We start from the raw sequence: 25664 nt of genomic DNA, 5'->3' as shown, positions 1-25664 counted from the left end.
CATGGCCCGCATTACCGCCGGAATCACTTCCAGCCACATCCCCGCGCTGGGCGCGGCGATCCAGACCGGCAAGACCGGTGACGATTACTGGGGCCCCGTGTTCAAGGGCTACGAGCCCGTGCGCGCGTGGGAAAAGGAAAACACGCCGGACGTCGTGATCCTGGTCTACAACGACCACGCATCCGCCTTCGACATGAACATCATCCCGACCTTCGCCATCGGCTGCGCCGAAAGCTTCAAGCCGGCGGACGAAGGATGGGGCCCGCGCCCCGTGCCGGACGTGATCGGCCATCCCGATCTCGCCTGGCATATCGCCCAGTGCCTGATCCTGGACGAATTCGACATGACCATCATGAACCAGATGGATGTCGATCACGGCTGTACCGTGCCGCTGAGCATGATCTTCGGCGAGCCGGCCGAATGGCCGTGCAAGGTCATCCCGCTGCCGGTGAACGTGGTCACCTATCCGCCGCCCTCGGGCAATCGCTGCTACGCGCTGGGCGAAAGCATCCGCGCGGCGGTGGAAAGCTTCCCGGAAGACCTGAACGTGCAGGTGTGGGGCACCGGCGGCATGAGCCACCAGCTGCAGGGGCCGCGCGCAGGCCTGATCAACAAGGAGTTCGATCTCGCCTTCATCGAGGATCTGATCAACGATCCGGAGAAGCTGCGCCACAAGCCGCATATCGAATATCTGCGCGAAGCCGGATCGGAAGGCATCGAGCTGGTGATGTGGCTGATCATGCGCGGCGCGCTGGGCGACAAGGTGGAAGAGCTCTATCGCTTCTACCACATCCCCGCATCCAACACCGCGCTGGGCGCGCTGATCCTCCAGCCCGAAGGCATCGGCGCCAAGCCGCCGGCCATTCGCGAACAGGTGGACGCCTGACGGCGCCGGGGCGGCCGCATCGCGCGGGCCGCCCCACCCCTTTGCCGGCCCGCGCCCCCACGGCGCGCCGGATGAAACGGATCCCGGACGCAAGCTGCCGGGAACAATGGCAACACAGGAGAAAAGCATGCGCATCGCACTCGCAGGCGCCGGAGCATTTGGCGAAAAGCACCTCGACGGCCTCAAGAATATCGACGGCGTCGAAATCACCTCGATCATCTCGCGCCGCGCGGAGCAGGCCGCCGAAGTGGCCGCCAAATACGGCGCCGGCCATTCCGGCACGGAGCTTTCCGAAGCGCTGGAGCGCGACGATGTGGACGCGGTGATCCTCTGCACCCCCACGCAGATGCATGCCGAACAGGCGATCCAGTGCATGGAAGCCGGCAAGCATGTGCAGGTGGAAATCCCGCTGTCCGACAGCTGGGCCGATGCCGAAGCCGTGGCGGCCAAGCAGAAGGAAACCGGGCTGGTCTGCATGGTGGGCCACACCCGCCGCTTCAACCCGAGCCACCAGTTCGTGAAGAACCGGATCGATGCCGGCGAATTCAATATCCAGGCGATGGACGTGGAAACCTTCTTCTTCCGCCGCAAGAACATGAACGCCAAGGGCCAGCCGCGGAGCTGGACCGACCACCTGCTGTGGCACCACAGCGCCCACACGATCGACATCTTCCAGTACATGACCGGCAGCAAGGTGATCACCGCCAATGCGATCCAGGGGCCGCGCCATCCGGATCTGGGCATTGCGATGGACATGTCCATCCAGCTCAAGACCGAAGCCGGGCAGATCCTCACCCTGGCGCTGTCGTTCAACAATGACGGGCCGCTGGGCACCTTCTTCCGCTATATCGGCGACACGGCGACCTATATCGCGCGCTACGACGATCTGGTGACCGGCAAGGAAGAGCCGATCGACCTTTCGGGCGTGGCGGTGTCGAACAATGGCATCGAATTGCAGGACCGCGAATTCGTGGCCGCGATCCGCGAAGGGCGGGAGCCGAATTCCTCGGTCGCTTCGGTGCTCGATTGCTACCGCGTGATCGGCGAACTGGCTGCCAGCCTGGAAGCGCAGGACGGCTGGTCCTGATCGCAGCCTGCCATCCCTGAGTCACTTGACCGGGGCGGCGCGCCAAGCGAGTGTCCGCCCCGGAAAAGATAAGCAGAGGGGATGTCATGGTCGGACTCGACGGCCTTTTGGCCGATGCGGAAGCCACGCATCGGCAAATGCTCGGCGCGCTGGCGCGGGGCGAGGCGCAGGCGGTGCGCGAAATCGTCCGCCTGCGCACCCGCTTTGCCACGCTCGTGGCCGAGATCCTCGCCGCCATACGCATCGACCGGCGGCTGCTCGCCGATCCGCAGCTGGCCGAAGCCTTCGAGGACCGGTTCTTCCTGGTCCGCAAGAAGCTGGCGGAGCATCAGGCGCAGTGGCGCCCCCCGGCCATCGAGGCAGACGCGCAGGGCTATCGCCGCTCCGTGAACGAGCTTGCGAAGGTGCAGGGCGATTTCTACCTGTGGGCGCGCAACTCGCTGGCGGAGCTGCGAGTCTGACGCCCAAGGGCGGCCGATCGCCATGCCAGTGCCCACTTGCCCGGGTTGCACGCTGCCCCGGGCCCAAACCATGTCAGGAGACCCATGACCCGTTCGATCGCCGGAACAGCGCTTCATCCCGTCGGCCTTGGCTGCATGAACCTGTCATGGGCCTATGGCACGCCGCCCGGGCATGAGGATTGCGTCGCCTTCCTCAACCGCGCGCTGGACCTGGGTTACAATCACCTCGACACGGCGCGCATCTATGGCGCCGGCAAGAACGAGGCGCTGATCGGGGAAGCGCTGAAGGGCCGCCGGAACGAGTTCTTCCTCGCCTCCAAGACAGGCATCATCGTCGATGGCCCCAAGCGCGGGATCGATTGCAGCCCCGCCCATATCACCGAGGATATCGACAAGAGCCTGGACCTGCTCGGCACCGATCACATCGATCTCTATTACATGCACCGCTTCGATCCCAAGGTGCCGATTGCGGATGCGGTGGGGGCGCTGGCGAAGGCGATCGAAGCCGGAAAGATCGGCGCCTATGGCGTGTCCGAATGGTCCAGCGATCACATTCGCGAAGCGCATGACGTTCACCCGGTGGGCGCGGTGCAGACCGAATATTCGCTGTGGACCCGCAACGTCGAACTGGGCGTGCTCGATACCTGCAAGGAACTGGGCATCGCCTTCGTCGCCTTCAGCCCCGTGGCGCGCGGCGCACTGGGCGGCGAATTGCGCGATCCCTCGACGCTGGAAGAGAAGGATCTGCGCCGCAACATGCCGCGCTTCAATGCCGAGAACTGGCCGCACAACCTCAAGCTGATCGACCGGTTCGATGCGTTGGCCGCCCGGGCCGGGGTGACGCCGGCGCAGCTTTCGCTCGCCTGGGTGCTGTCGCGCGGGGACAATGTGCATGTGATCCCCGGCACCACCAACCTGCGCCACCTGGAAGACAACTTCAACGCCGGCAATCTGCAGGTGGACGAGGCGATCCTGGAGGAAGCCGGCAAGATCATCAACCACCAGACCGTATCCGGCCATCGGTATCACGATGCGATCCGGCCGACGATCGACACAGAGGACTTCGAAACGGCATGAGCGAGCTGCGGGCGGATATCGCCTATGTGCGCGATACGGGTGAGCGGCCCCGCTATTATGCCAATGCGCATGAGAAGGACACGATCGTGCTCGCTCCCGCAGAGATGCCGATCGCTGACATGCGCGGGCAGGAAACCTCGCTCGATGTGGAAGGCTGCGTGCTGGTGCGGCATCGCACCGAAGTGGCGGACTTCGCCGACCCGCAGCAGATCGAGCAGATCCACCTCGCCGAGATCGAGGCACTGTTGAAGCAGGTGACCGGCTGCGACGCCGTGGCGGTCAGCCCGCGCGGTATCCTGCGCTTCTCCGAAAAGAGCGGGAAGACGGGCAGCAGCGACAATTCACATCCGGCCCGCTTCGCCCATGTGGACGTTTCGGCCCCCACGGGGGTGCAGTTCCGCCAGCAGACGGCGCCGGAGGGGCGGGCGATTGCTCGCAGCGCGCAATACAATGTGTGGCGGGCGATCAGCGGCGCGCCGCAGGATGTGCCGCTGGCACTATGTGATGCGCGCAGCGTGGCCGGGCCGGAGATGATCGAGGCAGATGCGATCTTCGATCCGCCGGGCGGCGCACCCGAATTCAGCTTCGAAGGCTATGTGGTAGCGCATCATCCCGGGCATCGCTGGATGTGGTTCAGCGACATGACGCCCGATGAAGCGATCATCTTCAAGACCAGCGAGAGCGATCCGGCGCGGGCGCAGTGCATCCCGCATGTGGCCTTCGACAATCCGCTGGCGCCGGAAGATTGCCCGCCGCGGGTCAGCATGGAAATGCGGGCGAGCTGTTACTGGTTCGCGTGAATGAAAGATCCGGCCCCGCGATTGCGCGCGGGGCCGGGCGGGACGTTACTGGTTGCTGGTGCTACCCTGTGCATTGGCAACCGCCAGCTGAACCTTTTCATGCAGCGCCGGATCGGACTGCATCTTTTCGGCGATGGCGTTGAAGGTCTGCGGGTCGATGCCCGACTCCGTCACTGCCTGCACCATGGCCGTCTGCTTCTGCGTCTGATCCATGGTCGTGTCGGCGGTGACATCCTGGATCTTCACATAGGCCTGGCCGAAACCATCGATCTGGTCCTGCGAGAAGCTGCTCGGCGCCGTAGCACTCGCCCCGGCGCTCGGTGCCGCGGAAGTCGTGGCTGGATCGGAGGTGGTCGGGGCCGGGGCCGCGGGGTCGGAGCCAGGCTGCGTGGCGCCGGGCGGCGGCGTGGTGGCATCGGGTGCGGCCTGCGCGAAGGCGGCGGTGCTGCCCAGCAGCAGGCAAGAGGCTGTAATAGCTGCGAGTTTCATAATCTCTCTCCGTCAGTGGTTGCCTGTTCACGACTGAGGTGGAGAGCAGTTCCTAGTATTGTAGAGAAAAGCCGTTGAATCGCTCCGGATTGTCGGCAGGTTGACTTCTATTCGGCGCGGCGGAGCTTTGCCGGGGCGTGAATGTTCTCGCCCCGGCAGCTCGCTACTCACAGTGCGCGGCGGTAAAGTTCCAGCAATTCTGTCCACGCGCGCTCAGCCGGTTCCTTGGCGTAAACGGGGGAATCCACCACGGTCCAGCCGTGATCGCCGGGGAACACTTCCACGGTGGCCGGCCGGCCCGCCGCTTCGGCCGCCTTGCGCAGGGCATCCTTGTCCCCCGGGCTCTTCGCATCGTCATTCTGCGCGATGGCGAACAGGAAGCTCGCCTGCGTGTCGTCGATGAGGTTCACCGGAGCATCGGGCCCTTCGCCCACCAGCCCGCCGCCATGGAAGCTGGCGGCGGCCTTCACGCGGGAAGGAACGGCGGCGGCGGTGCGCACGGTGAAGGGGCCGCCCATGCAATAGCCTTGCGTGCCGATGCCGCGGGCGGTGTCCACCGCAGCCTGCTGATCGAGCCAGGAAACCGCCGCCTGCGCCGTCTTCGCCACGGCATCGGGCGTGTTCTTCTGCATCCAGGGGCCGACCTTCTGGAAGCCGCCGTTCTCGCGAAAATCCTCAAAATCGGCAAATTGCGGGGCCGGTGCATCCTGGTAGAAAGGGTTTAGCACCAGCACTGCAAATCCTTCTTCCGCCAGCCGCCGCCCCATCATCTTGAAGGCGTCCCGCAGGCCGGCGATGTCGGGCCATATGATCACCGCAGGATGGCTGCCTTCGGCCGGATGGACGAAGAAGGCGTCCATCGTGCCCAGCGGCGTGGGGAATTTCACGGCCTGTTCGGCCAGCCCCGCCTGCTGCGCCTGCGCGCTGTCCATCGGTGCGCAGGCGGCGAGCCCGGCGATGGCCCCCATGGCGGCGAATTCGCGGCGATTGAGGCGGCCCATCCGGGCCAGTTGCTGTTCGTCACACATTGGCAGCCTCCTTGCGTCTCTCCCGCCCGGCACGATAGCGCAGGGCGGGATTCGCGCAACAGCGGCGGTGACGCCGTGCGGGTCGGTTCAGGTGAGGTCGTCGAGCTTGATCACCAGCCCCTCTTCGGCCGCCTTCATCGCGTCGCGCCGCAGCTGCTCGATCCGCAGCCGCCCGGCCGGCGCCTCTTCCTGCGGCAGGGCCGCCATCATCTTCTCGTGGATTTCCTCGAAATCCGGGCCGTGTTCCGGGTGGGTGAGGATGAGCCCGCGCTGCTCGGTCATGCCGGCGAGGATCTTGCTGCCCACTTCATAGGGGTCCATCCCTTCCTCGAAGGCGGTGCCGAACTGTTCCAGCTCCCCCTCCCGCGCGGGAGCGAAGCCGCTGCCGCTGAACTGTTCCGGCCGCTTGGTCGCGCTGGCCCAGGCATTGGTGCGGGTGAGGGCGGGGCAGCACAGCGAGCAGCCGATGCCGTGCGGCGCGAGATTGTAGCGCAGGCTCTCCGTCAGCCCGCGCACCGCGAATTTGCTGGCCGTGTAGATGCCCGCCTGGGGGCCCGGCAGGAAGGCCGCCATGCTGGCGACGTTGACCACATGGCGCCGCCCGCTGCTGGCCTTGATCCTCGGCAGGAAGGAGACGAGCCCGTTCACCACGCCGCCGAAATTGACCCCCATGATCCAGTCGTAATCGTCATAGGTCGCCTCGTCCGTGGGACCGAAGACGGAAACGCCGGCATTGTTCACCAGCACATGCACTTCGTCGAAATGGTCGACCACGCGCTGTGCCGCCTGGGCGAAGCTTTCCCGGTCCGTCACGTCCAGCTTCAGGAACAGCGGCTGTTCGTAGCCCTTGCCCGCGAACCATTCGGCGGTGCGCGCCCGGTCATCCTCATTGCGGTAGCTGAGCGCCAGCCGCATGCCCGCATCGGCGAAGGCCTGCGCCACGCCCAGGCCGATTCCCGTCACCGCGCCGGTGATGAACGCCACGCGCCCTTCCCATGGCCTGCTGCCTTGATTCTCGTTCATTTCAGCCACTTTCCTCTCGCCAAAACATTATCGATCGTTAGGACCGCATACAAGAAAACCGGGAGAGTCGAATATGAGCGATGTCGAAAGCCGCCTTGCCAATCTGGAACACCGGGTTGGCGAGCTGGAAGACATCAACGCCATCCGCCGCCTGCACTGGGCCTATGGCTATTACATAGATTTCAACCGGCCGGAGGATGTGGCCGAGCTGTTCGCGGAAGACGGCGTGGTCGTGTTCCTCTCCGGCGAGTATGTCGGCCATGCGGGCGTGAAGCGGCTCTATGGCGACTGGATCGCCGGGCGTTTCACCGGCGGCCGCCCTGGCCCGGTCGACGGGCTGCTGCTCGACCACTTCCAGATGCAGGATATCATCACCGTGGCGCCAGACCGGCAGAGCGCCAAGGGCCGCTTCCGCGGCCTGCTGTTCGGCGGCTGGCACGACGATTTCCAGGACACGCGCGAGGAATTCATGCCGCAGCAGTTCATGGAAGCCGGCATCTACGAAAACGATTACGTGCGCGAAAACGGCGTCTGGAAGATCCAGCGGCTGGACTACAAGATGCAGTGGCAGGGCAATTACGAGGATGGCTGGGCCCACACGACCAGCCATCTGCAGCCGGCCGAGAAGCTCTATCCGGAAGATCCGGTGGGGCCGGACCGCCTGCTGCCGGCGGAGGAAATCCGCAAGACCTGGCCCTATCGCCACGATGTGCCGATGCATTTTGCCCACCCCCGCTTCGGCGCATTGCTCGCCGGGCAGCAAAAGGCCTGATACGCTTCCCCTAATTCCGGCACAGCGAGGTCAGCATGCCCAAACTTCCCGATGGCAGCGAAGCAGGGCTGAAAGGCCATTTCGCCGAGGATTACAGCCTCCGCACGCGGGAGGGGCTGGCACCACGCGCCGGCCACATCGATCGCAACGCGCCCTATAAGCGGATCGCGACCGAGGAAGCCTGGACCTTCCCCGCGCTGGTGAAGGCGCAACTGGATTATCTCCAGAGCGGGGAGGCCCCGGGGGACGATTCGCTGCGCATGGCCGGCCTGTTCGCGCGGATGAAGGGCCTGCAGGACATGTTGCAGGATCTGGGCGATCTGCGCCTGTCCCACATGGATGAATTCGGCATCGACCGGCAATTGCTGCTGCTAACCGCACCGGGGGTGCAGGTGGTGCGCCCGGGCGAAGGCACGCCGCTGTCGCGCGAGGCGAACGACATCGCCGCCGATGCCTGCCGCCGCCATCCCGATCGCTTCTCGGCGCTCGCAGCCTTCGACCCGCGCGATGTTACCGGCTCCGTGCGCGAGATCGAGCGGGCGATGACGGACCTCAAGCTCAACGGCGCCGTGCTCAATTCGCATTTCCAGGGCCGCTATATCGACGAGCGCGAATACTGGCCGATTCTGGAAGCGCTGGAGGCGCATGACGCGCCGCTCTACATCCACCCCACCGCGCCCTTCAACGCGCCGCATTACGAGACGCGCGGCTTCTTCGGCGCGCTGGGCGGGTTTCCGCATGACGTGTGGCTGCACACCATGGGGCTGATCTTCTCCGGCGCCTTCGACCGCTTCCCGCGGCTCAAGCTGGTGATCGGCCATCTGGGCGAATGCATGCCGCTGCATCTCTACCGCTTCGACTGGATGCAGGGGAATGCGGATAACCGCGCCGGCCTGCGCGGCGGGCAGGAGCCGGTGAAGCTGCAGCATCCGGTAAGCCATTATTTCCATCACAATATCTGGATCACCACCAGCGGCGTGGGGTGGGAGCCGGCGATCAAGTTCTGCATGGAGGTGATGGGGCCCGAACGCGTACTCTACGCCATGGACTATCCCTATCAGCAATCGAGCGACGAGGTGGCCGTCTATGACCGGCTGCGCATCACGCCCGAGGAAAAGAAGATGCTGATGGAAGACAACGCGCGCGCGCTGTTCCGCCTGCCGGGCGGCCGTTGATGCAACACCCGATGTAACCGAATTACATCACTCGGCGGGGATTGTAGTGCGTTCGTCGGCAGAGCGCTTGCCGTAGGCGAATTTTCGCGCCTATCGGCGCCGCGACGGCATCCCCCCCACATACGCCGCCGCTCAAAAAGTTCATGGGAGTTAGAAATGGCGAAGGTTTTCCGCGCCCCCGTTTTTTCGTTCAAAAGTTGCGTCAGCGCTGGTGCGCTGGCCGCTGGCCTGATTGCCAGCCCGGCCTTCGCCCAGGCCGCGCCCGCTGCCCAGGATTCGGCTGAGGCCGCGCCGCAGGACCAGTCCGCTCAGCAGGGCGTGGAAGAGATCGTCGTCACGGCGCAGTTCCGCGAACAGAACCTGCAGGATACGCCGCTGGCGATCACCGCGGTTTCGGGCGCCATGCTCGACGCGCGCAGCCAGACCAACGTCGCCGAAGTGGCGGCGCAGGCGCCGTCCGTGTCGCTCAAGCCGCAGGGCAGCTCCTATGGCCCCTCGCTGGTCGCCAGCATCCGTGGCGTTGGCCAGTATGACTTCAACCCGGCGCTGGAGCCGGGCGTGGGCCTCTATATCGACGATGTCTATTACGCGACGCTCACGGGCTCGCTGTTCGACCTGCTCGATCTCGACCGCGTGGAAATCCTGCGCGGCCCGCAGGGCACGCTGGCCGGCCGTAACTCCATCGGCGGCGCGGTGAAGCTCTATTCGAAGCGGCCGGAAGGCTCCAACACCGGCTATGTCTCCGCCACCTACGGCATCCGTGACCGAATCGACCTGCGCGCCAGTGCCGATTTCCGCCTGACGGACACGATCTCCACCCGCCTCTCCGGCGTCTCCAAGTCGCAGGATGGCTACATCAAGCGGATGGATTTCGGCTGCGTATATCCCGCGGGTGAAAGCGCGATCAATCCGGCTGGCGGCGTGCCGCGCATCCTGCCGTCCAACTCGGACTGCGTTCTGGCCCGCGAAGGCGAGGTCAACTACCAGGCCGTGCGTGGGCAGCTGCGCTGGCAGCCGAGCAGCAGCGTGGATGTGAACATCATCGCTGACTACACCAATGACGATCGTACCACCGGCGGTTCGGTGTTGCTCGAACGTCGCAACGCGGCCGGCGCGGTGGTGAGCCCGAACTACCCCTATCCGCCCAACCCGGCGGCGCGGGTGTTTGACATCAACCCCTATGACGCAGCCATCCCCTATGACAGCCGCTTTGTCTGCGGTGAGTATTGCAACTACGCCACCTACCAGTCGCTGGCCGACAACGGCCAGGCGGCGCAGACCGTGGACGGCCGCACCAGCTTCGAAGGCTGGGGCGTTTCCGGCCAGGTGGACTGGGATCTGAACGACACGATGCAGCTCGTGTCCATCAGCGCCTATCGCGAATATCGCACGCTGTTCAGCAATGACGACGATCTCTCGCCGCTGGCGCACAGCCTCGGCCGGGGCGACCTGTCCTTCTGGTCGTTCAGCCAGGAAGTCCGGCTCAACGGCAGCCTGCTGGACGATGCGCTGGAATACACGCTGGGCGGGTTCTACATGGATCAGCGCTCGGTCTATGCCACCACGCAGGTGCTGCGCTACGCCGGCCTGACGCCGTTCATCGGCGACGATCCGGTGAATGCCGACACGAAGGCTGCCTTCGCGCATCTGGCCTGGCACCCGATCGATCCGGTGACGCTGACCTTCGGCATCCGCTACACGGACGAGCACAAGGACTACACCTACTCGCGCCGCACGCCCGATGGCGACATCCACCCGCAGCAGGGCGCGCTGGACGGCGTGACCGGCAATTACGACAACAGCCGCGTCGATTACCGCCTCAACGCGCTGTATGAAGTGACGCCGGACATCTCGGTCTATGCCCAGTGGTCCACCGGCTTCAAGGGCGGCGGCATCAACCCGCGGCCGTTCTACCCGCAGCAGGTTCTCTCCTTCGGGCCGGAAACGCTGGAATCGTATGAAGTCGGCTTCAAGGGCGATCTGTTCGACCGGATGATGCGCCTCAACGTTGCTGCCTTCTACAGCAATTATGACGACATCCAGCTGTCGCTCACCAACTGCCCGCAGGCAGGTGCAGGCTTCAACGTGCCCTGCGCCCTGCCCGCCAATGCCGGTGACGCGCATGTGAAGGGCGTCGAAGTGGAAACCTCGCTCCGTCCGGCCGAGGGCTTCATGATCGATGGCTCGGTCAGCTATCTGGACTTCGACTATATCTCCGGGTCCATCATTCCGGCTTCGGGCATCCAGCCGGGCATGGTTTCGACCTACACGCCGAAGTGGAAGTGGTCGTACGGCATGCAGTATGAAGTGCCGCTGGGTTCGGCCGGCTTCGTGACGCCGCGTTTCGATGCCTCTTACCAGAGCGACATCTACACCAACGCGGTGAATGCCGACACGAACAAGATCGACGATTACATCGTCGCCAATGCGCGTCTCACCTGGAAGAACGAGGACGAGGACCTGGAGATCGGGGTGGAAGTGACCAACCTGTTCGACAAGTACTACCTGCAGAGCCTGTTCGACCTGACCCGCGCGGGTGCGGGCTTCGCCACGGCGCTGCCGGGCCGGCCGCGCGAATGGGCGGTCACCGCCAAGAAGCGCTTCTGATCCGACGATCTGAACTGAAACGGAAAAGGGCGGCCAGTGGCCGCCCTTTTCTTTGGTCCTCTATGCGGTGAGGGCGGTCAGCCCCACACCTCCTCGGCCACTTCCACGCACAGGCGGATCTTGTCGGCCTGCTGTTCGGTGGTGATGTCGTTACCGTGGACGGTGCTGGCGAAGCCGCACTGCGGGCTGAGCGCCAGCTGATCGATGTCCGCGAACTTCGCCGCCTCTTCGATCCGGCGCTTGATGTCGTCCTTGCTTTCCAGCTCGCCCAGTTTGGTGGTGACGAGGCCGAGCACCACCGTCTTGCCCTTGGGCAGGAAGCGCAGCGGGGCGAAATCGCCGGAGCGCGGATCGTCATATTCGAGGAAGAAGGCGTCGATATCGAGCTCGTTGAACATGATCTCGGCCACCGGCTCATAGCCGCCTTCGGCCGCCCAGCTGCTGCGGAAATTGCCGCGGCACAGGTGGATCGCCCTGATCATGTCGGCCGGCGCCGATTTGAAGCTCTCGTTGATCAGCGCCGCATATTGCCGCGTTGTGGCATCCGGATCCATGCCGCGCTTCGCCGCATCGGCGCGCTGCTCGTCATCGCACAGATAGGCCAGGTTGGTGTCGTCCATCTGCAGGTAGCGGCAGCCGGCCTGCGCCAAGCTGTCCACCTCGGCGCGATAGGCGGCGGCCACGTCGGCATAGAACTCGTCCATCGTCGGATAGACATCCTCGGGGATGCCCGCCCGCCCGGCGCGGAAATGGAGCATGGTGGGCGATGGGATCGCCACCTTGGGCGTGCGCGACACGAGGCCTTTGAGATAGTTGAAATCGGCCAGCTGGATCGGCTTCACATGCTCGATCCTGCCGGTCACCACCATCACCGGCGGGGCGAATTGCACATCCTTGCCGGCATCGTTCTTGAACGCCTTCTTCAGCCCGCCGCGCTCCTCCACGCCAGCCAGCTGCAGGAGGAAATCGGTGTGGAAGAAATAGCGGCGGAACTCGCCATCGGTGATGGCCTGGAGGCCGAGGCTTTCCTGCCATTTGACCAGTTCGGCGATCGCTTCGTCCTCGATCGCGCGCAGTTCGGAATAATCGACGTTCCCCGCGGCGCGATGCTCGCGCGCCTCGATGACCTGGCGGGGGCGTAGAAAGGAGCCGACATGATCGGCCCGCGAAGGCAGCTTGGTAGTCATGGAAATGTCCTGTCCCGGCGAAAATTCAGCTAAGCCAGGGTCATAACGCGGGCTCGCGCTCGACTGACGCGAATATAGATAGCGCGCGGCGCCGCCACCGCAACAGCAATCGCGCGGCCCTCGCTCTCGACAGCTTGCGGCGGGCCGGGCTATCGTAACGGCCGTTAGCATCATGGCCATAGGCACCGGCCCGTGGCGCTGCTAGTCTGGCCGTAAAGAGTCGTTTCGGGAAAGGACCTCGACAGTGAACGAAGTTACCACCATCGATCGCACCCAGCGGGAATATTCGCCGGCGATCAAGGCGTTCCTCGCGCGCAAGCCGCAGCTGTTCATCAACGGCGAATGGGTGGATTCGAGCGGCGACGCCACGATCGACGTGGAGGATCCCTCCTCCGGCAAGGTGATCTCCAAATTCGTGGAAGCGACCGACAAGGACATCGACCGGGCCGTGTCCGCGGCCCGTGCCGCGTTCGACGATCGCCGCTGGCGCGACATGCCCCCGATCGCGCGCGAGCGGATCATGCACAAGATCGCCGACCTGATCGAAGCCAATGCCGACGAGCTGGCCGAGCTGGAAGCGATCGACGTGGGCAAGCCCAAGGGCATGGCCGCCGTGGTCGACGTGCCCGGCGCCGCCGCGCATTTCCGCTACATGGCGGGCTGGGCCGGCAAGGCCGGCGGCGAGACGCTGCCGCCCTATTCCATGCCCGGCGGCATGATGTTCGCCTATACGCTGAAGGAGCCGGTGGGCGTCTGCGCGCAGATCGTACCGTGGAACTTCCCGTTGCTGATGGCCTGCCTCAAGATCGCCCCCGCGCTGGCGGCGGGCTGCACCACCATCCTCAAGCCGGCCGAGCAGACCAGCCTCACCGCGCTCCGCCTGGCCGAATTGATTGACGAAGCCGGCGTGCCGGCGGGCGTGGTCAACATCGTCACCGGCTATGGCCATACCGGTGGTGACCGCCTGGTGAAGCACCCCGATGTCGACAAGGTGGCCTTCACCGGCTCGACCGAGATCGGCAAGCTCATCAACCGCAATGCCACCGACACGCTCAAGCATGTCACGCTGGAACTCGGCGGCAAGAGCCCGGTGGTGGTGATGCCCGATGTGGACATCGCCGAGACCGCCCCGGGCGTGAGCCAGGCGATCTTCTTCAACTCCGGCCAGGTCTGCGTGGCCGGCAGCCGCCTCTATGCGCACAAGAGCGTGTTCGACAAGGTCGTGGAAGGCATGGCAGAGACGGCGAACTTCTGGGCCCCGCGCGCCTCGCTCGACCCCGAAGGCCACATGGGTCCGCTGGTGTCGAAGGAACAGCATGAGCGCGTGCTCGGCTATATCGACGCCGGCAAGCGCGATGGCGCCAGCGTGCTGATGGGCGGCGACAGCCCCAGCAGCAATGGCGGCTATTACGTGAACCCGACCATCCTCACCGATGTGAACCCGCAGATGAGTGTGGTTCGCGAGGAGATCTTCGGCCCGGTGGTCGTCGCCCAGCGGTTCGAGGATCTGGACGAAGTGGTGAAGGACGCCAACGACACCCAGTTTGGCCTCGCCGCCGGCGTGTGGACCAAGGATGCCTCCGCCGCGCATCGCATCGCCAGCAAGCTGCAGGCGGGCACGGTGTGGATCAACTGCCACGCGATGATCGATCCGGCGCTGCCCTTCGGCGGCTATAAGGAAAGCGGCATCGGCCACGAACAGGGCCGCCTGGGCTTGGAAGCCTATATGGAAACCAAGTCGGTCATCATGAAGCTGTGACCGGCTGATCCGCGCGTGGCCCGCCTTCGGCATTGCCGGGGCGGGCCATGTCGTGTTTAGCGTTTGTCAAAGTCACGCTCACAGCAGGTTCGCTTCATGCCCATCGACCTTTCCAAGATCCGCGCCATCGACGTCCACGTGCATGCGGAGATCTCCTGCCACGATCCCGAAGATCCGGTGATGGGGCAGTTCTTCGATGCCGCCAGCGCCTATTTCAAGGCGCCGCGCGAACGGCCGAAGATGCCCGAGATCATCGAGCTCTATCGCGAAACGAACATCGCCCTGTGCCTGTTCACCGTGGATGCCGAAAGCGGCATGGGCGCCAAGCGGGTGAGCAATTACGAAGTGGCCGAAATGGCCGCCAAGAATGACGACATCTGCATGGCCTTCGCCAGCATCGATCCGCACAAGGGCAAATACGGCGCGCGCGAGGCGCGCGACCTGATCGAGAACTATGGCGTCAAGGGTTTCAAGTTCCACGGCATCGCCCAGAACGCGCATCCGGGCGATCGCACCGCCTATCCAATCTATGAAGTGATCAACGAGTACAAGCTGCCGGCGATCTTCCACACCGGCCATTCCGGCATGGGCACCGGCATGCCCGGCGGCGGCGGCATGCGCCTGAAATATGGCGAGCCCATGCTGATCGACGATGTGGCGGTGGACTTCCCCGACATGAAGTTCATCCTCGCCCATCCGAGCTGGCCATGGGTGGACCAGAGCCTGTCCATGGCCCTGCACAAGACCAATGTTTACATCGACCTGTCCGGCTGGAGCCCCAAGTATTTCCCCAAGCAGGTGATCCAGTACGCCAACACGCAGCTGAAGCATAAGATGCTGTTCGGCAGCGATTTCCCGCTCATCCATCCCGACAAATGGATCGCCGCCGCCAAGGAGGTGGGCTTCCGTGAGGAGGTGATGCCGGGCATCATGAAGGACAATGCAGCAAAGCTGCTTGGCCTGACCTGAAACAGGCGGGCGGGAGAGGACAGGAATGGATTTCAACGGCAAGCACATCGTCGTAACCGGCGCGTCCAGCGGCATCGGCCTGGTGACTGCGCAAATGCTGGCCGGCCGCGGCGCGCGCGTGTCCATGCTCGCCCGGCGCCAGGATGTGCTGGACCGGGAAGTCGGCGCGATCGGCGATGCGGCGGCGGGCTTCACCGCCGATGTGGGTGACAAGGCGCAGCTGGAAGCGGCCCTGGATGCTGCCGCCGCGCATTTCGGCCCGGTGGAGGCGCTGTTCGCCAATGCCGGGCTGACCGGCGGCTTCACCCCGGCCGTGTCCTTCCCGGCAGATGTCTTCGAGGAGACGATCCGCGTTAATCTCACCAGCGTGTTCTGGGCGATCCAGAAGGTGCTGCCGCCGATGATCGCGGCGAAGAAGGGCGCGATCCTGGTGACGGGCAGCATGGGCAGCAAGCGCGGCATGGCGATGAACCCCGCCTATGTTGCCTCCAAGCATGGCGTGCTGGGCCTTTCCCGCGCGATCGCGGTGGAGATGGCGCCGCACAATGTGCGCTGCAATTGCATCATCCCCGGCTTTATCCGCACCGAGGCGTTGGACCGCATCCCGCCGGAGCAGCAGGGCAAGATCGACGCCCGCATCCCGCAGCGGCGCATGGGCACGCCGGAAGAACTGGCGGAGGTCGCTGCCTTCCTGCTGTCCGACGCGGCCAGCCATGTGACGGGGCAGGATTGGGCCGTGGATGGCGGCGTGCTGGAAAGCATCGAGGTCTGACGCGATGGCGCTGAAATATTACCACGCCGAACCGCTGGCGAATTCGCTTAAGTCGATGATCCCGCTCAAGGAGAAGGGGCTCGACTACGAAAGCGTCTATGTCGATCTGCACCGCTTCGAACAGCATTCGGACTGGTTCGTGGCGATCAACCCGGAAGGGCAGGTGCCGGTGCTGGATCACGACGGCACGATCGTGACCCACACCACCGTCATCAACGAATATCTGGAAGACGCCTTCCCCGATGCCAATCCGGCGGATGGGCCGCTGCGCCCGCGCGATCCCGCCGGAGCTGCGCGGATGCGCTACTGGAACAAGTTCGTCGACGAGCAGGTGATGAACCATGTCTCCATGCATGGCTGGCACCGGCTGATCCGCGTGGTGACGCAGAGCATCGAGGATGATCGCTTCGAAGAGCTGATGAGCCACGTTCCGCTGCCCGACCAGCGCAAGAAATGGCGCACCGCCCGCTCCGGCTTCAGCGAGGCCGATCTGGCCAATGCCAAGGACAAGATCGTCTATGCGCTGGGCAAGGTGGATGCGCAGCTGGCACAGACGCGCTGGCTCGCGGGTGACAGCTACACGCTGGCGGACATCAATTTCTACGCCCATTGCGGCGTGATGGCGGATCGGATGTTCCCCGATTTGCAAGTGAACGAAACCTATCCGAACCTGGTGCGCTGGCGCGATGCAATGTCCGCACGCCCGGCGGTGCAGGCGGCGCTGAACAGCGAGGATCGCACCCAGCCCGGCCTGCGGACGTGGAGTGGCGACGGGCGCGAGTGAACCTGTTTCGAACCTGGGAGATGTGAAGATGCGTGCATGGATGTTGCCGGCCGGCTCCGACGGTTTCGACAAGCTCTATCTAGACGATCAGCCCACGCCCGAACCCGGCCCGGGCGAGGTACTGGTGCGGATGCGCGCCTGGTCGATCAATTACCGCGACTTCGCCGTGGCCGCGGGCCAGTATTTCGGTGGCGCGCTCAAGGCGCCGGCCACGCCTCTGTCGGACGGGGCGGGGGAGATCGCCGCGCTGGGCGCTGGCGTGACCGGCCTCAAGGAAGGGGACCGGGTGCAGAGCTCGTTCTTCCCCTATTGGGTGGAAGGGCCGCCGCGCATGGGGCCGGCGCTGGGCGATGGCATGTCCCCCGGCATGCTGGCCGAATATGTGGTGCTGCCTGCCAGCGGTGTGGTGCCGCTGGCGCAAACGCTGAACTTCGCGCAGGCCGCCTGCCTGCCCTGTGCTGGCGTGACCGCCTGGAATGCGCTCTACGAAGGGCCGCGCGCGCTGGTGCCCGGCATGCGGGTGCTGGTGCTCGGCACCGGCGGCGTCTCCATGCTGGCGCTGCAGCTGGCCCGCGCGGGCGGCTGCGAAGTGATCGCCACCTCTTCCAGCGACGAGAAGCTGGAGCGGGTGAAGGCGATGGGCGCCGCGCATGGCGTGAATTACAAGGCGACGCCCGAATGGGGCGCGCATGTCGCGCGTGAGTTCGGCGGGGTGGACAAGGTGGTGGAAGTGGGCGGTGCCGGCACCGCGGAACAGTCCATGTCCGCGCTCCGCACGCAGGGGGAGGTGGCCTTCATCGGCGTGCTCTCGCCCGAGGGCGGCCCCAATCCCCGCGCGCTGATGATGACCGGCGGATCGCTGCGCGGCATTTTCGTCGGCTCGGCGGCGATGGCGAAGAGCCTCAACGCCGCGATCGACGCCAATGGAATCGAGCCCGCCGTTGGGGCGCGCTTCGGCTTTGCCGAGGCCAAGGAAGCCTATGCCCATGCCTGGGGGCCGGACAGTTTCGGCAAGACCGTGATCGAGCTGGACTGAGCGAAAGGACACCTCGCCATGTGGGAAGTGCGCGTATCGCCGAGCGGCGAGTTTTCGAACCACCCGTTCGAGAGCGAATATTTCACCGCCGTCCCGCTGACCAGCGCGATCGGTGCAGAGATCACCGGGGTGCGGCTGACGGATCTGTCGGATGCGGCCTTCGCGGATTTCCAGCGCGCCTTGTGGCATCACAAGATGCTGTATCTGCGCGATCAGCACCTGAGCCATTCGGAGCATGAGGCCTTCGCCGCGCGGCTTGGCCCCTTCGCGGTGGATGCCTATACCGGCGGCCTGCCCGGCCACCGCGATGTGCATCCGATCATCAAGGAAGCGGACACGCGGGCCAGCGCCATCTTCGGCGGCGGGTGGCACACCGATTCGCCCTTCCTCGCCGAACCGCCTAGCGTCACCACGCTGCGCTCGGTGGAGGTGCCGCCCTATGGCGGGGACACCAGCTGGGCCAATTGTGCGCTGGCCTTCCGCCATCTCAGCAAGACCTATCGCGACATGCTGCGCCCGCTGCGCGTGCACATGTCGGCCTCCAACAATTTCGCGACGCAGCAGAAGCTGCTGGGCAAGGCGCTGAGCTTTGCCGATCCGGAACGGTACGAGGAAGGGATCAAGGGGCATTTCCACCCGCTGGTGCGCACGCATCCCGAAACCGGTGAGGAATCGCTCTATGTGGACGAAACCTATGCCGTCGGCATCGAGGGCATGACCACCTTCGAAGCCAAGCCAATCATCGATTTCCTGATCCACCACATCACCCAGCACGGCTTCACCTGCCGCCTGCGCTGGGAAGCGGGCATGGTGGCGATGTGGGACAACCGTTCCGTCCTGCACCTCGGGCCGAACGACTATGACGGCTATCGCCGCGAGATGTATCGCACCACCACGGCGGGCGGGGTGCCCGCCTAATCGGCGAAGAAGTTCAGTTCCAGCAGCACGTTGTTGGGATCGGCGGTGAAGATCTGGCGCAGGCCGATGGCTTCCACCAGGTTGAGCCGGTAGTCCGCGCCGCGCGCATCGAGCTTTTCCACCATGGCTTCATAGCCGCTGCAGCGCAGGGCGACATGGTGCAGCGCGCCCGTCAGCTGGCCGGGTTCGACCTCGCGATCATAGGCCCGCGGGCAATCGACCGAGTTGATGTGGATGATCGCACGATCTTCCGCATCATACATCCAGGTGGCGTTCTGCGGCGTCAGCGGCGGGGGCGCGTCGCGCCGCTCCAGGCTGAGGAGATCGGCATAGAAATCGGCCGTTTCGTCCAGCCGATCGGTGATGATGTTGACGTGGTCAAGCGCCTCGACCTTCATGGGCATGATTCCTTCCCTTAACCGCTCTTATGGCTTGCAGCCTGTGCCAGATATTGTAAGTGCCGCATACGATTTTCGTATATGTGATTCATTCACAATTGAGAGGAAGTTGAATGGCCGAGAATCTCGATCAGATCCTGCAGAACACCCCCGACATCGTGTCGAAGCTGCGCAACTCGCAGATCGGCGCCTATGTCTACCCGGTCGTGGCGCCGGAGTTCTCCAACTGGCGCAGCGAGCAGTGGGCCTGGCAGCACTCGGCCGTGCTGTTCGACCAGTCGCATCACATGTTCGACCTCTACATCAAGGGCCCCGACGCGCTCAAGCTGCTGTCGGACACCATGATCAACTCGCCGAAGGGCTGGGCGGTCAACAAGGCGAAGCAGTATGTGCCGACCACGCCCTATGGCCATGTGATCGGTGACGGCATCATCTTCTGGCTGGCCGAGGAAGAGTTCGTCTATGTCGGCCGCGCCCCGGCTGCCAACTGGCTGATGTTCCAGGCCGAGAAGGGCAAGTATGACGTGGAGATCATCAACGATCCGCGTTCGCCCAGCCGCCCGATGGGCAAGCCCGTGCAGCGCATCTCCTGGCGCTTCCAGATCCAGGGCCCGCGCGCCTGGGACGTGATCGAGAAGCTGAACGGCGGCACGCTCGAGAAGCTCAAGTTCTTCAACATGAGCGAGATGAAGATCGGCAACAAGACCGTGCGCACCCTGCGCCACGGCATGGCCGGCTCGCCGGGTCTCGAAATCTGGGGCCCCTATGAAGAGCAGGACTACATCCGCGACGAGATCCTGAAGGCTGGCGAAGAATTCGGCCTGATCCCGGTCGGCTCGCGCGCTTATCCCTCCAACACGCTGGAATCCGGCTGGATCCCCAGCCCGCTGCCCCCGATCTACACGGGCGACGAGCTCAAGGACTACCGCCAGTGGCTGGGTGCCGACAGCTACGAAGCGACCGGCGCCATCGGCGGTTCCTTCGTCGGCGACAAGATCGAAGACTACTACCTCAACCCGTGGGAGCTGGGCTACGGCCCGTTTGTGAAGTTCGACCATGACTTCATCGGCGCCGATGCGCTGAAGAAGATCAACCCGGAAGAGCAGCGCAAGAAGGTCACGCTCGAGTGGAGCGCGGACGACATGAAGAAGATCATGGGCTCGCTGTTCGATCCGGAAGGCGAACAGTACAAGTTCTTCGACCTGCCGCTCGCCAACTACGCCAACAGCAACTACGACAAGGTCGTGGACGCCGGCGGCAACACGGTCGGCCTGTCGCTCTTCACCGGCTACTCCTTCAACGAGAAGAAGGCGCTGAGCCTCGCCACCGTCGATCACGAGATCCCGCTCGGCACCGAGCTGGAAGTCGTGTGGGGCGAAGAGAATGGCGGCACCAAGAAGACCACGGTCGAGCCGCACAAGCAGATCAACGTCAAGGCGATCGTTTCGCCGGTGCCCTACAGCCAGATGTCGCGTGAAACCTACGCGCAGGGCTGGCGCACCAGCCGCAAGTAAGCGGTAGTTATCTCCAACGGGCGCCCGGCAACGGGCACCCGAAGATGGCCCATGGACCCGCAAGGTTCCATGGGCCATTGCTTTTGGGGCATGCGTAATCGGATGGGCGCAAATCGGAAGAGCGCGAAGCGGAGAGAGGGCGAGAATGGTGAATTACGTGCTGGTGCATGGGGCCTGGGGCGGCGGCCAGGGCTATGAACGGACGGCAGCCGATCTGGCGGCTGCGGGGCACGAGGTGCTGGTGGCCGAACTGCGCGGCCTCGGCCGGCGCCAGCCGGAGCTGCATCCCGGCATCACGCTGACGGATCATATCGACGATGTTTGCGAACAGATCGCCGGCAAGGGCATGGATCGCTTCATCCTCGTCGGTCATTCCTATGGCGGCATGGTCATCACCGGCGTGGCGGCTCGGCTCGGCGCCCGGATCGACGCGATCTGCTATCTCGACGCCTTCCTGCCCGAAGACGGGCAGTCGCTGTGGGACATCACCGGCCCCTTCGAGCATGCCTGGTATATCGACCAGCAGAAGTTCAATCCCGGCCTCATCCCGCCGATCGGCGCGATCGACTTCGCCATCATGCCGGGGCGCGTCGGCCTGCACCCGCTGCTCACCCTGCTGGAAGCCGTGCGGCTGACGGGCGAGGAGGCGAAGATCCCGCGCCGCGCCTATCTCTTCGCGACAGGCTACGATCCCTCCCCCTTTCCCCCTTTCGCCGAGAAAGCGCGCGGCGACGCGGCCTGGGAGTATCACGAGACGGACTGCAGCCACTTCGTGATGCAGGACCGGCCCGAGCTGGTGCGCGACATCCTCCTCGGCCTCGCGGACTGAGGGGCGGCGCGCATCGGGGCTTGCACGCTCCGCCGCGCGCCACTAGGCACGCGGCGTCATCTGGGGAGTAGCCCGCCGCCCTTCGGGGTGGTTTCCTGCGTCAACATACTTGGCCGAGAGGCCATGGTGCGGGGAGGACGGTTCATCCGTCCCGGCGAGACCAATGGCATTGCGCCTCCGCTTGCCGGGCGGGGTGGCGCGATGTCGTTGCGTCCGTTCGTCGCCCGGCCCGGAGAAGTTTCTTGGAAGCCCTGCTCACCTCCACCTTGCTGGTCGCCGTTGCCGAGATCGGCGACAAGACGATGCTGCTGGCGATCGTCCTCGCCACGCGCTTCCGCAAGCCGCTGCCGATCATCCTCGGCATCCTTGCCGCCACGCTCGCCAATCATGGCCTCGCGGCCCTCGTCGGCCAGACCGTGGCCGATCTGCTGGCGGGCACCTGGTTCCGCGTCGCGGTGGCGGCGTCCTTCATTGCCATGGGCCTGTGGACGCTGATCCCCGACCGGCTGGAGGAGGACGAGACGCCGAAATCGAACCGCGGCGCCTTTCTCACCACGCTGGTGGCCTTCTTCCTGGTGGAGATGGGGGACAAGACGCAGATCGCCACGGTGGCGCTGGCGGCGCAGTTCCAGTCGCTGCTGCTGGTCACGGCGGGCACCACGCTGGGCATGATGATCGCCAATGTCCCCGCCGTGCTGCTGGGGGAGGCGCTGGTGCGCCGGGTCTCGCTCACCTGGGTCCACCGCATCGCCGCCGCCCTGTTCATCGCGGTCGGCCTGTGGATGCTGTGGGCGGTGCTAGGCTAGGCTCGCGAGCAGGCGCCTGAACTCGGGCTGTGCGCGCCGCCCGTCGGCGCGCATCCGCTCTCGCAACTCGTCAGGCAGATAGGCGAACAGCGCCGGGCCGAAGCTGGGGCGGGCCTTCACCGCCGCGAACCAGCGCGCGAAATGCGGCCGGTCGTGCCACAGCGCCTCCAGCCCCAGCATCTCGAGCCGGTTGGCGTAGGGTGTCAGCGCGCCGTCGGCGAGGGTGTAGCTTTCGCCGGCGAGCCATTCCTGTCCCTCCAGCGCCGCATCCATGCTGCGGACCAGCCGCTGGAACACGCCCACCGCATCGGCCACGTCGGGCGCGGCGAAGCCTTCGCGGATCCAGCGCCGCTTCCGTTCGCGCCACAGGGGGTGGGGATCGCTGGCGATATGCTCCTCCACAGCCTCTTCCCCGCGAGCGAGGATGGCATGGCGGTGGGTGGTGACATAGGTCACTGGCCGGACGGCGGGGTGCACCTCTTCATCCACCAGCTTCGTCCACATCCGCATGCGCGCCCGGCCCAGCGGCGTGGACGCCCTCAGCGCAGGGCCGGGGAAGCTTTCATCGACATATTCGCAGATCACCGTGCTTTCGGTGATGATCGCGCCCTCGTGGCGGATTGCAGGCACCGCACCGCGTGGATTGATGGCGAGGAAGGCAGGGTCGAACTGCTCCCCAGCCAGGATGTCCACATAATGCCCGGTCCACTCCACGCCCTTCTCGGCCAGCGCCAGCCGGACCTTGGCGGCGCAGACCGAGGAGCCGTGATGCCACAACTCGAGCATGGGCGATCAGATCGGGTAGTGGCCCGGCTCCGTCTCCACCGTGATCCAGCGCATTTCGGTGAAGGCGTCGATCCCGGCCTTGCCACCGAAGCGGCCATAGCCAGAGGCCTTCATGCCGCCGAAGGGCATCTGCGCCTCGTCATGCACGGTCGGGCCGTTGACGTGGCAGATGCCGGACTGGATCAGCCGCGCGATCTTGAGCCCGCGCGCAATGTCGCGCGTGAAGACCGAAGCGGAGAGCCCGTAATCGGTGTCGTTGGCGAGTTCGATCGCATGCATCTCGTCCCGCGCGCGGGCGATGCCCACCACCGGGCCGAAGCTCTCGTCGCGGAACAGCTTCATCGCCGGCGTCACGCGGTCGATCACATGGGCGGGCATCAGCACGTTCTGCGTCGTCTCGCCGCCGGTCAGCTGCTCCGCCCCCTGGGCCAGCGCGTCTTCGACCAGGCTCATGCAATGCGCCACCGTCTTGGCATCCACCACCGCGCCCAACGGCGTGTTGCCCGCGCGCGGATCGCCCACCGGCATGGCGCCGACCTTGGCCTTGAAGCGGGCGGCGAACTCATCGGCCACCGCCTCGACCACGATGATCCGTTCGGTGGACATGCAGATCTGCCCCTGGTTCATGAAGGCGCCGAAGGCCGCGGCCTTCACCGCCTCGTCCAGATCGGCATCCTCCAGCACGACCAGCGGCGCCTTGCCGCCCAGTTCCAGCAGCACGGGCTTGAGATGATCGGCCGCACGGCGGGCGATGATCTTGCCCACGGCGGTGGAGCCGGTGAAATTGATGCGCTTCACCTCCGGCGCGTCGATCAGCGCGCCGACCACCTCGCCGGCATCGGCCGGGGCATTGGTGACGGATTGCACGGTGCCCTCGGGGAAGCCGGCTTCCTGGAAGGCTTCCACGATCAGCGCGTGCGTGCGCGGGCACTGCTCGCTTGCCTTCAGGATCACGGCGTTGCCGCAGGCCAGCGGCACGGCGATGGCGCGCACGCCCAGGATGATCGGCGCGTTCCACGGGGCGATGCCCAGCAGCACGCCGACCGGCTCGCGCAGCGCCATGGCCAGGCAACCCGGCTTGTCGGAGGGAATCACCTCGCCATTGATCTGGGTGGTCAGCGCCGCGGCTTCGCGCACCATGCTAGCCGCGAGAGCGAGGTTGAACATGGCCCAGCCGGCGGTGGCGCCGATCTCGCCCATCATGGCCTCGACAAAGGCATCCTTCTTGGATTCCAGCGCCGCGGCTGCCTTCATCAGCACTGCACGGCGGGCGTTGGGGCCCTGCCGCGACCATTCGGCGAACCCGGCCTGGGCGCGGGCGGCGATGGCCGGGATATCGCCCGGCTGCATGGCCTGCGCGCTTGAGGCGACCTCGCCGGTGACGGGGTTCATGCGCTGGAATTCCATTCTCGTCGTCCTCTCTCAAAAGCCGCTTAGTGGCGTGCGAGCGCCGCCTCGCTTTCCTGCATCAGTGCCGCGATGATCGTCGCGGCGGGTTCTTCCTGCTTCACCATGCCGACGGACTGGCCCGCCATCAGCGATCCGTTCTCCACGTCGCCCTCGATCACCGCGCGGCGCAGCGCGCCGGCCCAGTAATGTTCGATCTGCAGCTGCGCCTCGGCCATTTCCACTCCGCCGGCATCGAGCAGCCCGGCCACTTCGCGCTGTTTGGCGGTGAACAGGTCGGAGCCCTTGTTGCGCAGCGCGCGCACCGGGATCACCGGCAGCCGCGCATCCACCTGCACGCTGGCCACCGCATCGCGCGCGCTGGCGCGGAAGAAGGCCTTCTTGAAATCGGGATGGGCGATGCTTTCGCTCGCGCAGGCGAAACGGGTGCCGAGCTGCACGCCGGCCGCGCCCATTTCCAGATAGCCCGCAATGGCCTCGCCCCGGCCGATGCCACCCGCCACGAAGACGAGGAACTGATCGGCCAATTCGGGCAGGAATTCCTGCGCCAGCACGCTGGTGGACACGGGGCCGATATGGCCGCCCGCCTCCATGCCTTCGATCACCAGCGCATCGGCGCCCGAGCGCAGCAGCTTCTTCGCCAGCGCCAGCGTGGGGGCGAACACGATCACCTTGCCGCCGAAGGCCTTGATCGCTTCCACGCTACCCTTGGGCGGGATACCCCCGGCCAGCACCACGTGGCCCACGCCGTGCCGCGCGCAGACTTCGATCAGCTCGAACAGCTGCGGATGCATGGTGATGAGGTTCACGCCGAAGGGCTGGTCGGTCAGCCCCTTGGTGCCTGCGATCTCCGCATCCAGCAGTTCGGGAGACATCGCCCCGCAGGCGATCACGCCGAAGCCGCCGGCATTGCTGATCGCCGAAACCAAGTTGCGTTCGGAAACCCAGCTCATCGCCCCGCAAAGGATGGCGTAGCGGCTGCCGAGGAATTCCGTGCCGCGTGCCATCAGTGCCGCGGTCAGTGGGTAATCTGTCATGCCGCGCGCTTAGTGTGCGGCGTGCCGCGCGGCAAGTGGGCGAGCGAAGCGGAAGCG

General features: G+C 65.3%; 25 protein-coding genes and 1 riboswitch. Of the genes, 17 read left to right on the top strand and 8 right to left on the bottom strand.

The genetic code is table 11. The features are described from left to right. Position 1 precedes the first annotated feature (1 nt). From AEB_RS01235 to AEB_RS01215, 5 genes are all read left to right on the top strand, one after another. Positions 2 to 886 carry a class III extradiol dioxygenase subunit beta gene (locus AEB_RS01235; RefSeq protein WP_119081469.1) on the top strand — a complete coding sequence of 295 codons (885 nt, stop codon included), beginning with the start codon at positions 2 to 4 and terminating at the stop codon, positions 884 to 886. Between the two features lie 127 nt (positions 887 to 1013). Continuing rightward, a complete protein-coding gene (locus tag AEB_RS01230; RefSeq protein WP_119081467.1) occupies positions 1014 to 1973 on the top strand; it encodes a Gfo/Idh/MocA family oxidoreductase in 960 nt (319 codons plus the stop codon). Between the two features lie 86 nt (positions 1974 to 2059). Further along, on the top strand, positions 2060 to 2434 hold the full coding sequence (locus AEB_RS01225) for a hypothetical protein (RefSeq protein ID WP_119081466.1): 375 nt from the start codon (positions 2060 to 2062) through the stop codon (positions 2432 to 2434). Between the two features lie 84 nt (positions 2435 to 2518). After that, positions 2519 to 3511 carry an aldo/keto reductase gene (locus tag AEB_RS01220; protein ID WP_119081465.1) on the top strand — a complete coding sequence of 331 codons (993 nt, stop codon included), beginning with the start codon at positions 2519 to 2521 and terminating at the stop codon, positions 3509 to 3511. After that, the gene (locus tag AEB_RS01215) at positions 3508 to 4311 is read left to right on the top strand and encodes a CmcJ/NvfI family oxidoreductase (RefSeq protein WP_119081463.1); all 804 of its coding nucleotides are present in this window, start codon (positions 3508 to 3510) and stop codon (positions 4309 to 4311) included. Before AEB_RS01220 ends, AEB_RS01215 begins: the two co-directional genes overlap by 4 nt. Before the next feature lie 45 nt (positions 4312 to 4356). Here the strand turns inward: AEB_RS01215 and AEB_RS01210 are convergent, their stop codons facing one another. The 3 genes from AEB_RS01210 to AEB_RS01200 all read right to left on the bottom strand — a co-directional run bounded on the left by AEB_RS01210 (position 4357) and on the right by AEB_RS01200 (position 6851). Next, positions 4357 to 4800 carry a DUF4168 domain-containing protein gene (locus AEB_RS01210; RefSeq protein WP_119081462.1) on the bottom strand — a complete coding sequence of 148 codons (444 nt, stop codon included), beginning with the start codon at positions 4798 to 4800 and terminating at the stop codon, positions 4357 to 4359. Positions 4801 to 4967: 167 nt separating this feature from the next. Next, positions 4968 to 5828 carry a dienelactone hydrolase family protein gene (locus AEB_RS01205; protein ID WP_119081460.1) on the bottom strand — a complete coding sequence of 287 codons (861 nt, stop codon included), beginning with the start codon at positions 5826 to 5828 and terminating at the stop codon, positions 4968 to 4970. Positions 5829 to 5915: 87 nt separating this feature from the next. Then, a complete protein-coding gene (locus tag AEB_RS01200) occupies positions 5916 to 6851 on the bottom strand; it encodes an SDR family NAD(P)-dependent oxidoreductase (RefSeq protein ID WP_119081459.1) in 936 nt (311 codons plus the stop codon). 73 nt (positions 6852 to 6924) lie between these two features. On the opposite strand from AEB_RS01200, the gene AEB_RS01195 reads away from it, so the two are divergent. The 3 genes from AEB_RS01195 (at position 6925) to AEB_RS01185 (ending at position 11405) form a co-directional block, all read left to right on the top strand. Next, positions 6925 to 7623, top strand: a complete 699-nt coding sequence (locus AEB_RS01195) for a nuclear transport factor 2 family protein (protein ID WP_119081457.1) — start codon at positions 6925 to 6927, stop codon at positions 7621 to 7623. Between the two features lie 35 nt (positions 7624 to 7658). Then, positions 7659 to 8798, top strand: coding sequence for an amidohydrolase family protein (locus AEB_RS01190; RefSeq protein ID WP_119081456.1), 1140 nt, complete (start codon positions 7659 to 7661; stop codon positions 8796 to 8798). Positions 8799 to 8954: 156 nt separating this feature from the next. Continuing rightward, positions 8955 to 11405, top strand: coding sequence for a TonB-dependent receptor (locus AEB_RS01185; protein WP_119081454.1), 2451 nt, complete (start codon positions 8955 to 8957; stop codon positions 11403 to 11405). A 77-nt stretch (positions 11406 to 11482) separates the two neighbouring features. On the opposite strand, the gene AEB_RS01180 is transcribed toward AEB_RS01185, so the two are convergent. Further along, on the bottom strand, positions 11483 to 12592 hold the full coding sequence (locus AEB_RS01180) for a 5-methyltetrahydropteroyltriglutamate--homocysteine S-methyltransferase (RefSeq protein WP_119081453.1): 1110 nt from the start codon (positions 12590 to 12592) through the stop codon (positions 11483 to 11485). Positions 12593 to 12836: 244 nt separating this feature from the next. On the opposite strand from AEB_RS01180, the gene AEB_RS01175 reads away from it, so the two are divergent. The 6 genes from AEB_RS01175 to AEB_RS01150 all read left to right on the top strand — a co-directional run bounded on the left by AEB_RS01175 (position 12837) and on the right by AEB_RS01150 (position 18830). Next, positions 12837 to 14351 carry an aldehyde dehydrogenase family protein gene (locus AEB_RS01175; protein ID WP_119081451.1) on the top strand — a complete coding sequence of 505 codons (1515 nt, stop codon included), beginning with the start codon at positions 12837 to 12839 and terminating at the stop codon, positions 14349 to 14351. Positions 14352 to 14447: 96 nt separating this feature from the next. Beyond that, on the top strand, positions 14448 to 15320 hold the full coding sequence (locus AEB_RS01170; protein WP_119081449.1) for an amidohydrolase family protein: 873 nt from the start codon (positions 14448 to 14450) through the stop codon (positions 15318 to 15320). Between the two features lie 25 nt (positions 15321 to 15345). Then, positions 15346 to 16092 carry an SDR family NAD(P)-dependent oxidoreductase gene (locus tag AEB_RS01165; RefSeq protein WP_119081448.1) on the top strand — a complete coding sequence of 249 codons (747 nt, stop codon included), beginning with the start codon at positions 15346 to 15348 and terminating at the stop codon, positions 16090 to 16092. Positions 16093 to 16096: 4 nt separating this feature from the next. Beyond that, entirely contained in the window at positions 16097 to 16876 is a 780-nt protein-coding gene (locus AEB_RS01160; RefSeq protein WP_119081446.1) for a glutathione S-transferase family protein, read from the top strand. Between the two features lie 28 nt (positions 16877 to 16904). Further along, entirely contained in the window at positions 16905 to 17912 is a 1008-nt protein-coding gene (locus tag AEB_RS01155) for a zinc-dependent alcohol dehydrogenase family protein (RefSeq protein WP_119081444.1), read from the top strand. 18 nt (positions 17913 to 17930) lie between these two features. Continuing rightward, positions 17931 to 18830: a TauD/TfdA dioxygenase family protein gene (locus AEB_RS01150; RefSeq protein WP_119081443.1), complete on the top strand. Its 900-nt coding sequence runs from the start codon at positions 17931 to 17933 to the stop codon at positions 18828 to 18830. Here AEB_RS01150 and AEB_RS01145 read toward each other — a convergent pair. Continuing rightward, the gene (locus tag AEB_RS01145) at positions 18827 to 19234 is read right to left on the bottom strand and encodes a VOC family protein (protein ID WP_231958842.1); all 408 of its coding nucleotides are present in this window, start codon (positions 19232 to 19234) and stop codon (positions 18827 to 18829) included. The two genes, AEB_RS01150 and AEB_RS01145, sit on opposite strands and share 4 nt — an antisense overlap. A 107-nt stretch (positions 19235 to 19341) precedes the next feature. Here AEB_RS01145 and ligM point away from each other — a divergent pair, with 107 nt between their 5' ends. The 3 genes from ligM (at position 19342) to AEB_RS01130 (ending at position 22377) form a co-directional block, all read left to right on the top strand. Then, on the top strand, positions 19342 to 20742 hold the full coding sequence (gene ligM, locus AEB_RS01140; RefSeq protein WP_119081440.1) for a vanillate/3-O-methylgallate O-demethylase: 1401 nt from the start codon (positions 19342 to 19344) through the stop codon (positions 20740 to 20742). Between the two features lie 145 nt (positions 20743 to 20887). Next, positions 20888 to 21571, top strand: coding sequence for an alpha/beta fold hydrolase (locus AEB_RS01135; protein WP_119081439.1), 684 nt, complete (start codon positions 20888 to 20890; stop codon positions 21569 to 21571). Between the two features lie 39 nt (positions 21572 to 21610). Further along, positions 21611 to 21724, top strand: a riboswitch (yybP-ykoY riboswitch). A gap of 89 nt (positions 21725 to 21813) precedes the next feature. Continuing rightward, positions 21814 to 22377 (top strand): TMEM165/GDT1 family protein, encoded by a 564-nt coding sequence (locus tag AEB_RS01130; protein ID WP_119081438.1) that lies wholly within the window; start codon positions 21814 to 21816, stop codon positions 22375 to 22377. Here AEB_RS01130 and AEB_RS01125 read toward each other — a convergent pair. Genes AEB_RS01125 through AEB_RS01115 form a run of 3 tightly spaced genes read right to left on the bottom strand, consistent with a single transcriptional unit; the run spans position 22369 to position 25607 of the window. Continuing rightward, positions 22369 to 23163 (bottom strand): glutathione S-transferase family protein, encoded by a 795-nt coding sequence (locus AEB_RS01125; protein WP_119081437.1) that lies wholly within the window; start codon positions 23161 to 23163, stop codon positions 22369 to 22371. The genes AEB_RS01130 and AEB_RS01125 overlap by 9 nt on opposite strands. Before the next feature lie 6 nt (positions 23164 to 23169). Further along, positions 23170 to 24570 carry an aldehyde dehydrogenase gene (locus AEB_RS01120; RefSeq protein ID WP_119081436.1) on the bottom strand — a complete coding sequence of 467 codons (1401 nt, stop codon included), beginning with the start codon at positions 24568 to 24570 and terminating at the stop codon, positions 23170 to 23172. A gap of 26 nt (positions 24571 to 24596) precedes the next feature. Next, positions 24597 to 25607, bottom strand: coding sequence for an NAD(P)H-dependent flavin oxidoreductase (locus AEB_RS01115; protein ID WP_119081435.1), 1011 nt, complete (start codon positions 25605 to 25607; stop codon positions 24597 to 24599). Between the last annotated feature and the right edge of the window lie 57 nt (positions 25608 to 25664).

It is taken from the genome of Altererythrobacter sp. B11, from assembly GCF_003569745.1.
GTDB lineage: Bacteria > Pseudomonadota > Alphaproteobacteria > Sphingomonadales > Sphingomonadaceae > Croceibacterium_C.
This window is presented reverse-complemented; position numbering and strand designations above follow the sequence as displayed.

Excerpts from the sequence above, each read along its gene's own strand:
- AEB_RS01235 (WP_119081469.1), top strand. The coding sequence starts at position 2 with ATGGCCCGCATTACCGCCGGAATCACTTCCAGCCACATCCCCGCGCTG.
- AEB_RS01230 (WP_119081467.1), top strand. The coding sequence starts at position 1,014 with ATGCGCATCGCACTCGCAGGCGCCGGAGCATTTGGCGAAAAGCACCTC.
- AEB_RS01225 (WP_119081466.1), top strand. The coding sequence starts at position 2,060 with ATGGTCGGACTCGACGGCCTTTTGGCCGATGCGGAAGCCACGCATCGG.
- AEB_RS01220 (WP_119081465.1), top strand. The coding sequence starts at position 2,519 with ATGACCCGTTCGATCGCCGGAACAGCGCTTCATCCCGTCGGCCTTGGC.
- AEB_RS01215 (WP_119081463.1), top strand. The coding sequence starts at position 3,508 with ATGAGCGAGCTGCGGGCGGATATCGCCTATGTGCGCGATACGGGTGAG.
- AEB_RS01210 (WP_119081462.1), bottom strand. The coding sequence starts at position 4,800 with ATGAAACTCGCAGCTATTACAGCCTCTTGCCTGCTGCTGGGCAGCACC.
- AEB_RS01205 (WP_119081460.1), bottom strand. The coding sequence starts at position 5,828 with ATGTGTGACGAACAGCAACTGGCCCGGATGGGCCGCCTCAATCGCCGC.
- AEB_RS01200 (WP_119081459.1), bottom strand. The coding sequence starts at position 6,851 with ATGAACGAGAATCAAGGCAGCAGGCCATGGGAAGGGCGCGTGGCGTTC.
- AEB_RS01195 (WP_119081457.1), top strand. The coding sequence starts at position 6,925 with ATGAGCGATGTCGAAAGCCGCCTTGCCAATCTGGAACACCGGGTTGGC.
- AEB_RS01190 (WP_119081456.1), top strand. The coding sequence starts at position 7,659 with ATGCCCAAACTTCCCGATGGCAGCGAAGCAGGGCTGAAAGGCCATTTC.
- AEB_RS01185 (WP_119081454.1), top strand. The coding sequence starts at position 8,955 with ATGGCGAAGGTTTTCCGCGCCCCCGTTTTTTCGTTCAAAAGTTGCGTC.
- AEB_RS01180 (WP_119081453.1), bottom strand. The coding sequence starts at position 12,592 with ATGACTACCAAGCTGCCTTCGCGGGCCGATCATGTCGGCTCCTTTCTA.
- AEB_RS01170 (WP_119081449.1), top strand. The coding sequence starts at position 14,448 with ATGCCCATCGACCTTTCCAAGATCCGCGCCATCGACGTCCACGTGCAT.
- AEB_RS01165 (WP_119081448.1), top strand. The coding sequence starts at position 15,346 with ATGGATTTCAACGGCAAGCACATCGTCGTAACCGGCGCGTCCAGCGGC.
- AEB_RS01160 (WP_119081446.1), top strand. The coding sequence starts at position 16,097 with ATGGCGCTGAAATATTACCACGCCGAACCGCTGGCGAATTCGCTTAAG.
- AEB_RS01155 (WP_119081444.1), top strand. The coding sequence starts at position 16,905 with ATGCGTGCATGGATGTTGCCGGCCGGCTCCGACGGTTTCGACAAGCTC.
- AEB_RS01150 (WP_119081443.1), top strand. The coding sequence starts at position 17,931 with ATGTGGGAAGTGCGCGTATCGCCGAGCGGCGAGTTTTCGAACCACCCG.
- AEB_RS01145 (WP_231958842.1), bottom strand. The coding sequence starts at position 19,234 with ATGCCCATGAAGGTCGAGGCGCTTGACCACGTCAACATCATCACCGAT.
- ligM (WP_119081440.1), top strand. The coding sequence starts at position 19,342 with ATGGCCGAGAATCTCGATCAGATCCTGCAGAACACCCCCGACATCGTG.
- AEB_RS01135 (WP_119081439.1), top strand. The coding sequence starts at position 20,888 with ATGGTGAATTACGTGCTGGTGCATGGGGCCTGGGGCGGCGGCCAGGGC.
- AEB_RS01125 (WP_119081437.1), bottom strand. The coding sequence starts at position 23,163 with ATGCTCGAGTTGTGGCATCACGGCTCCTCGGTCTGCGCCGCCAAGGTC.
- AEB_RS01120 (WP_119081436.1), bottom strand. The coding sequence starts at position 24,570 with ATGGAATTCCAGCGCATGAACCCCGTCACCGGCGAGGTCGCCTCAAGC.
- AEB_RS01115 (WP_119081435.1), bottom strand. The coding sequence starts at position 25,607 with ATGACAGATTACCCACTGACCGCGGCACTGATGGCACGCGGCACGGAA.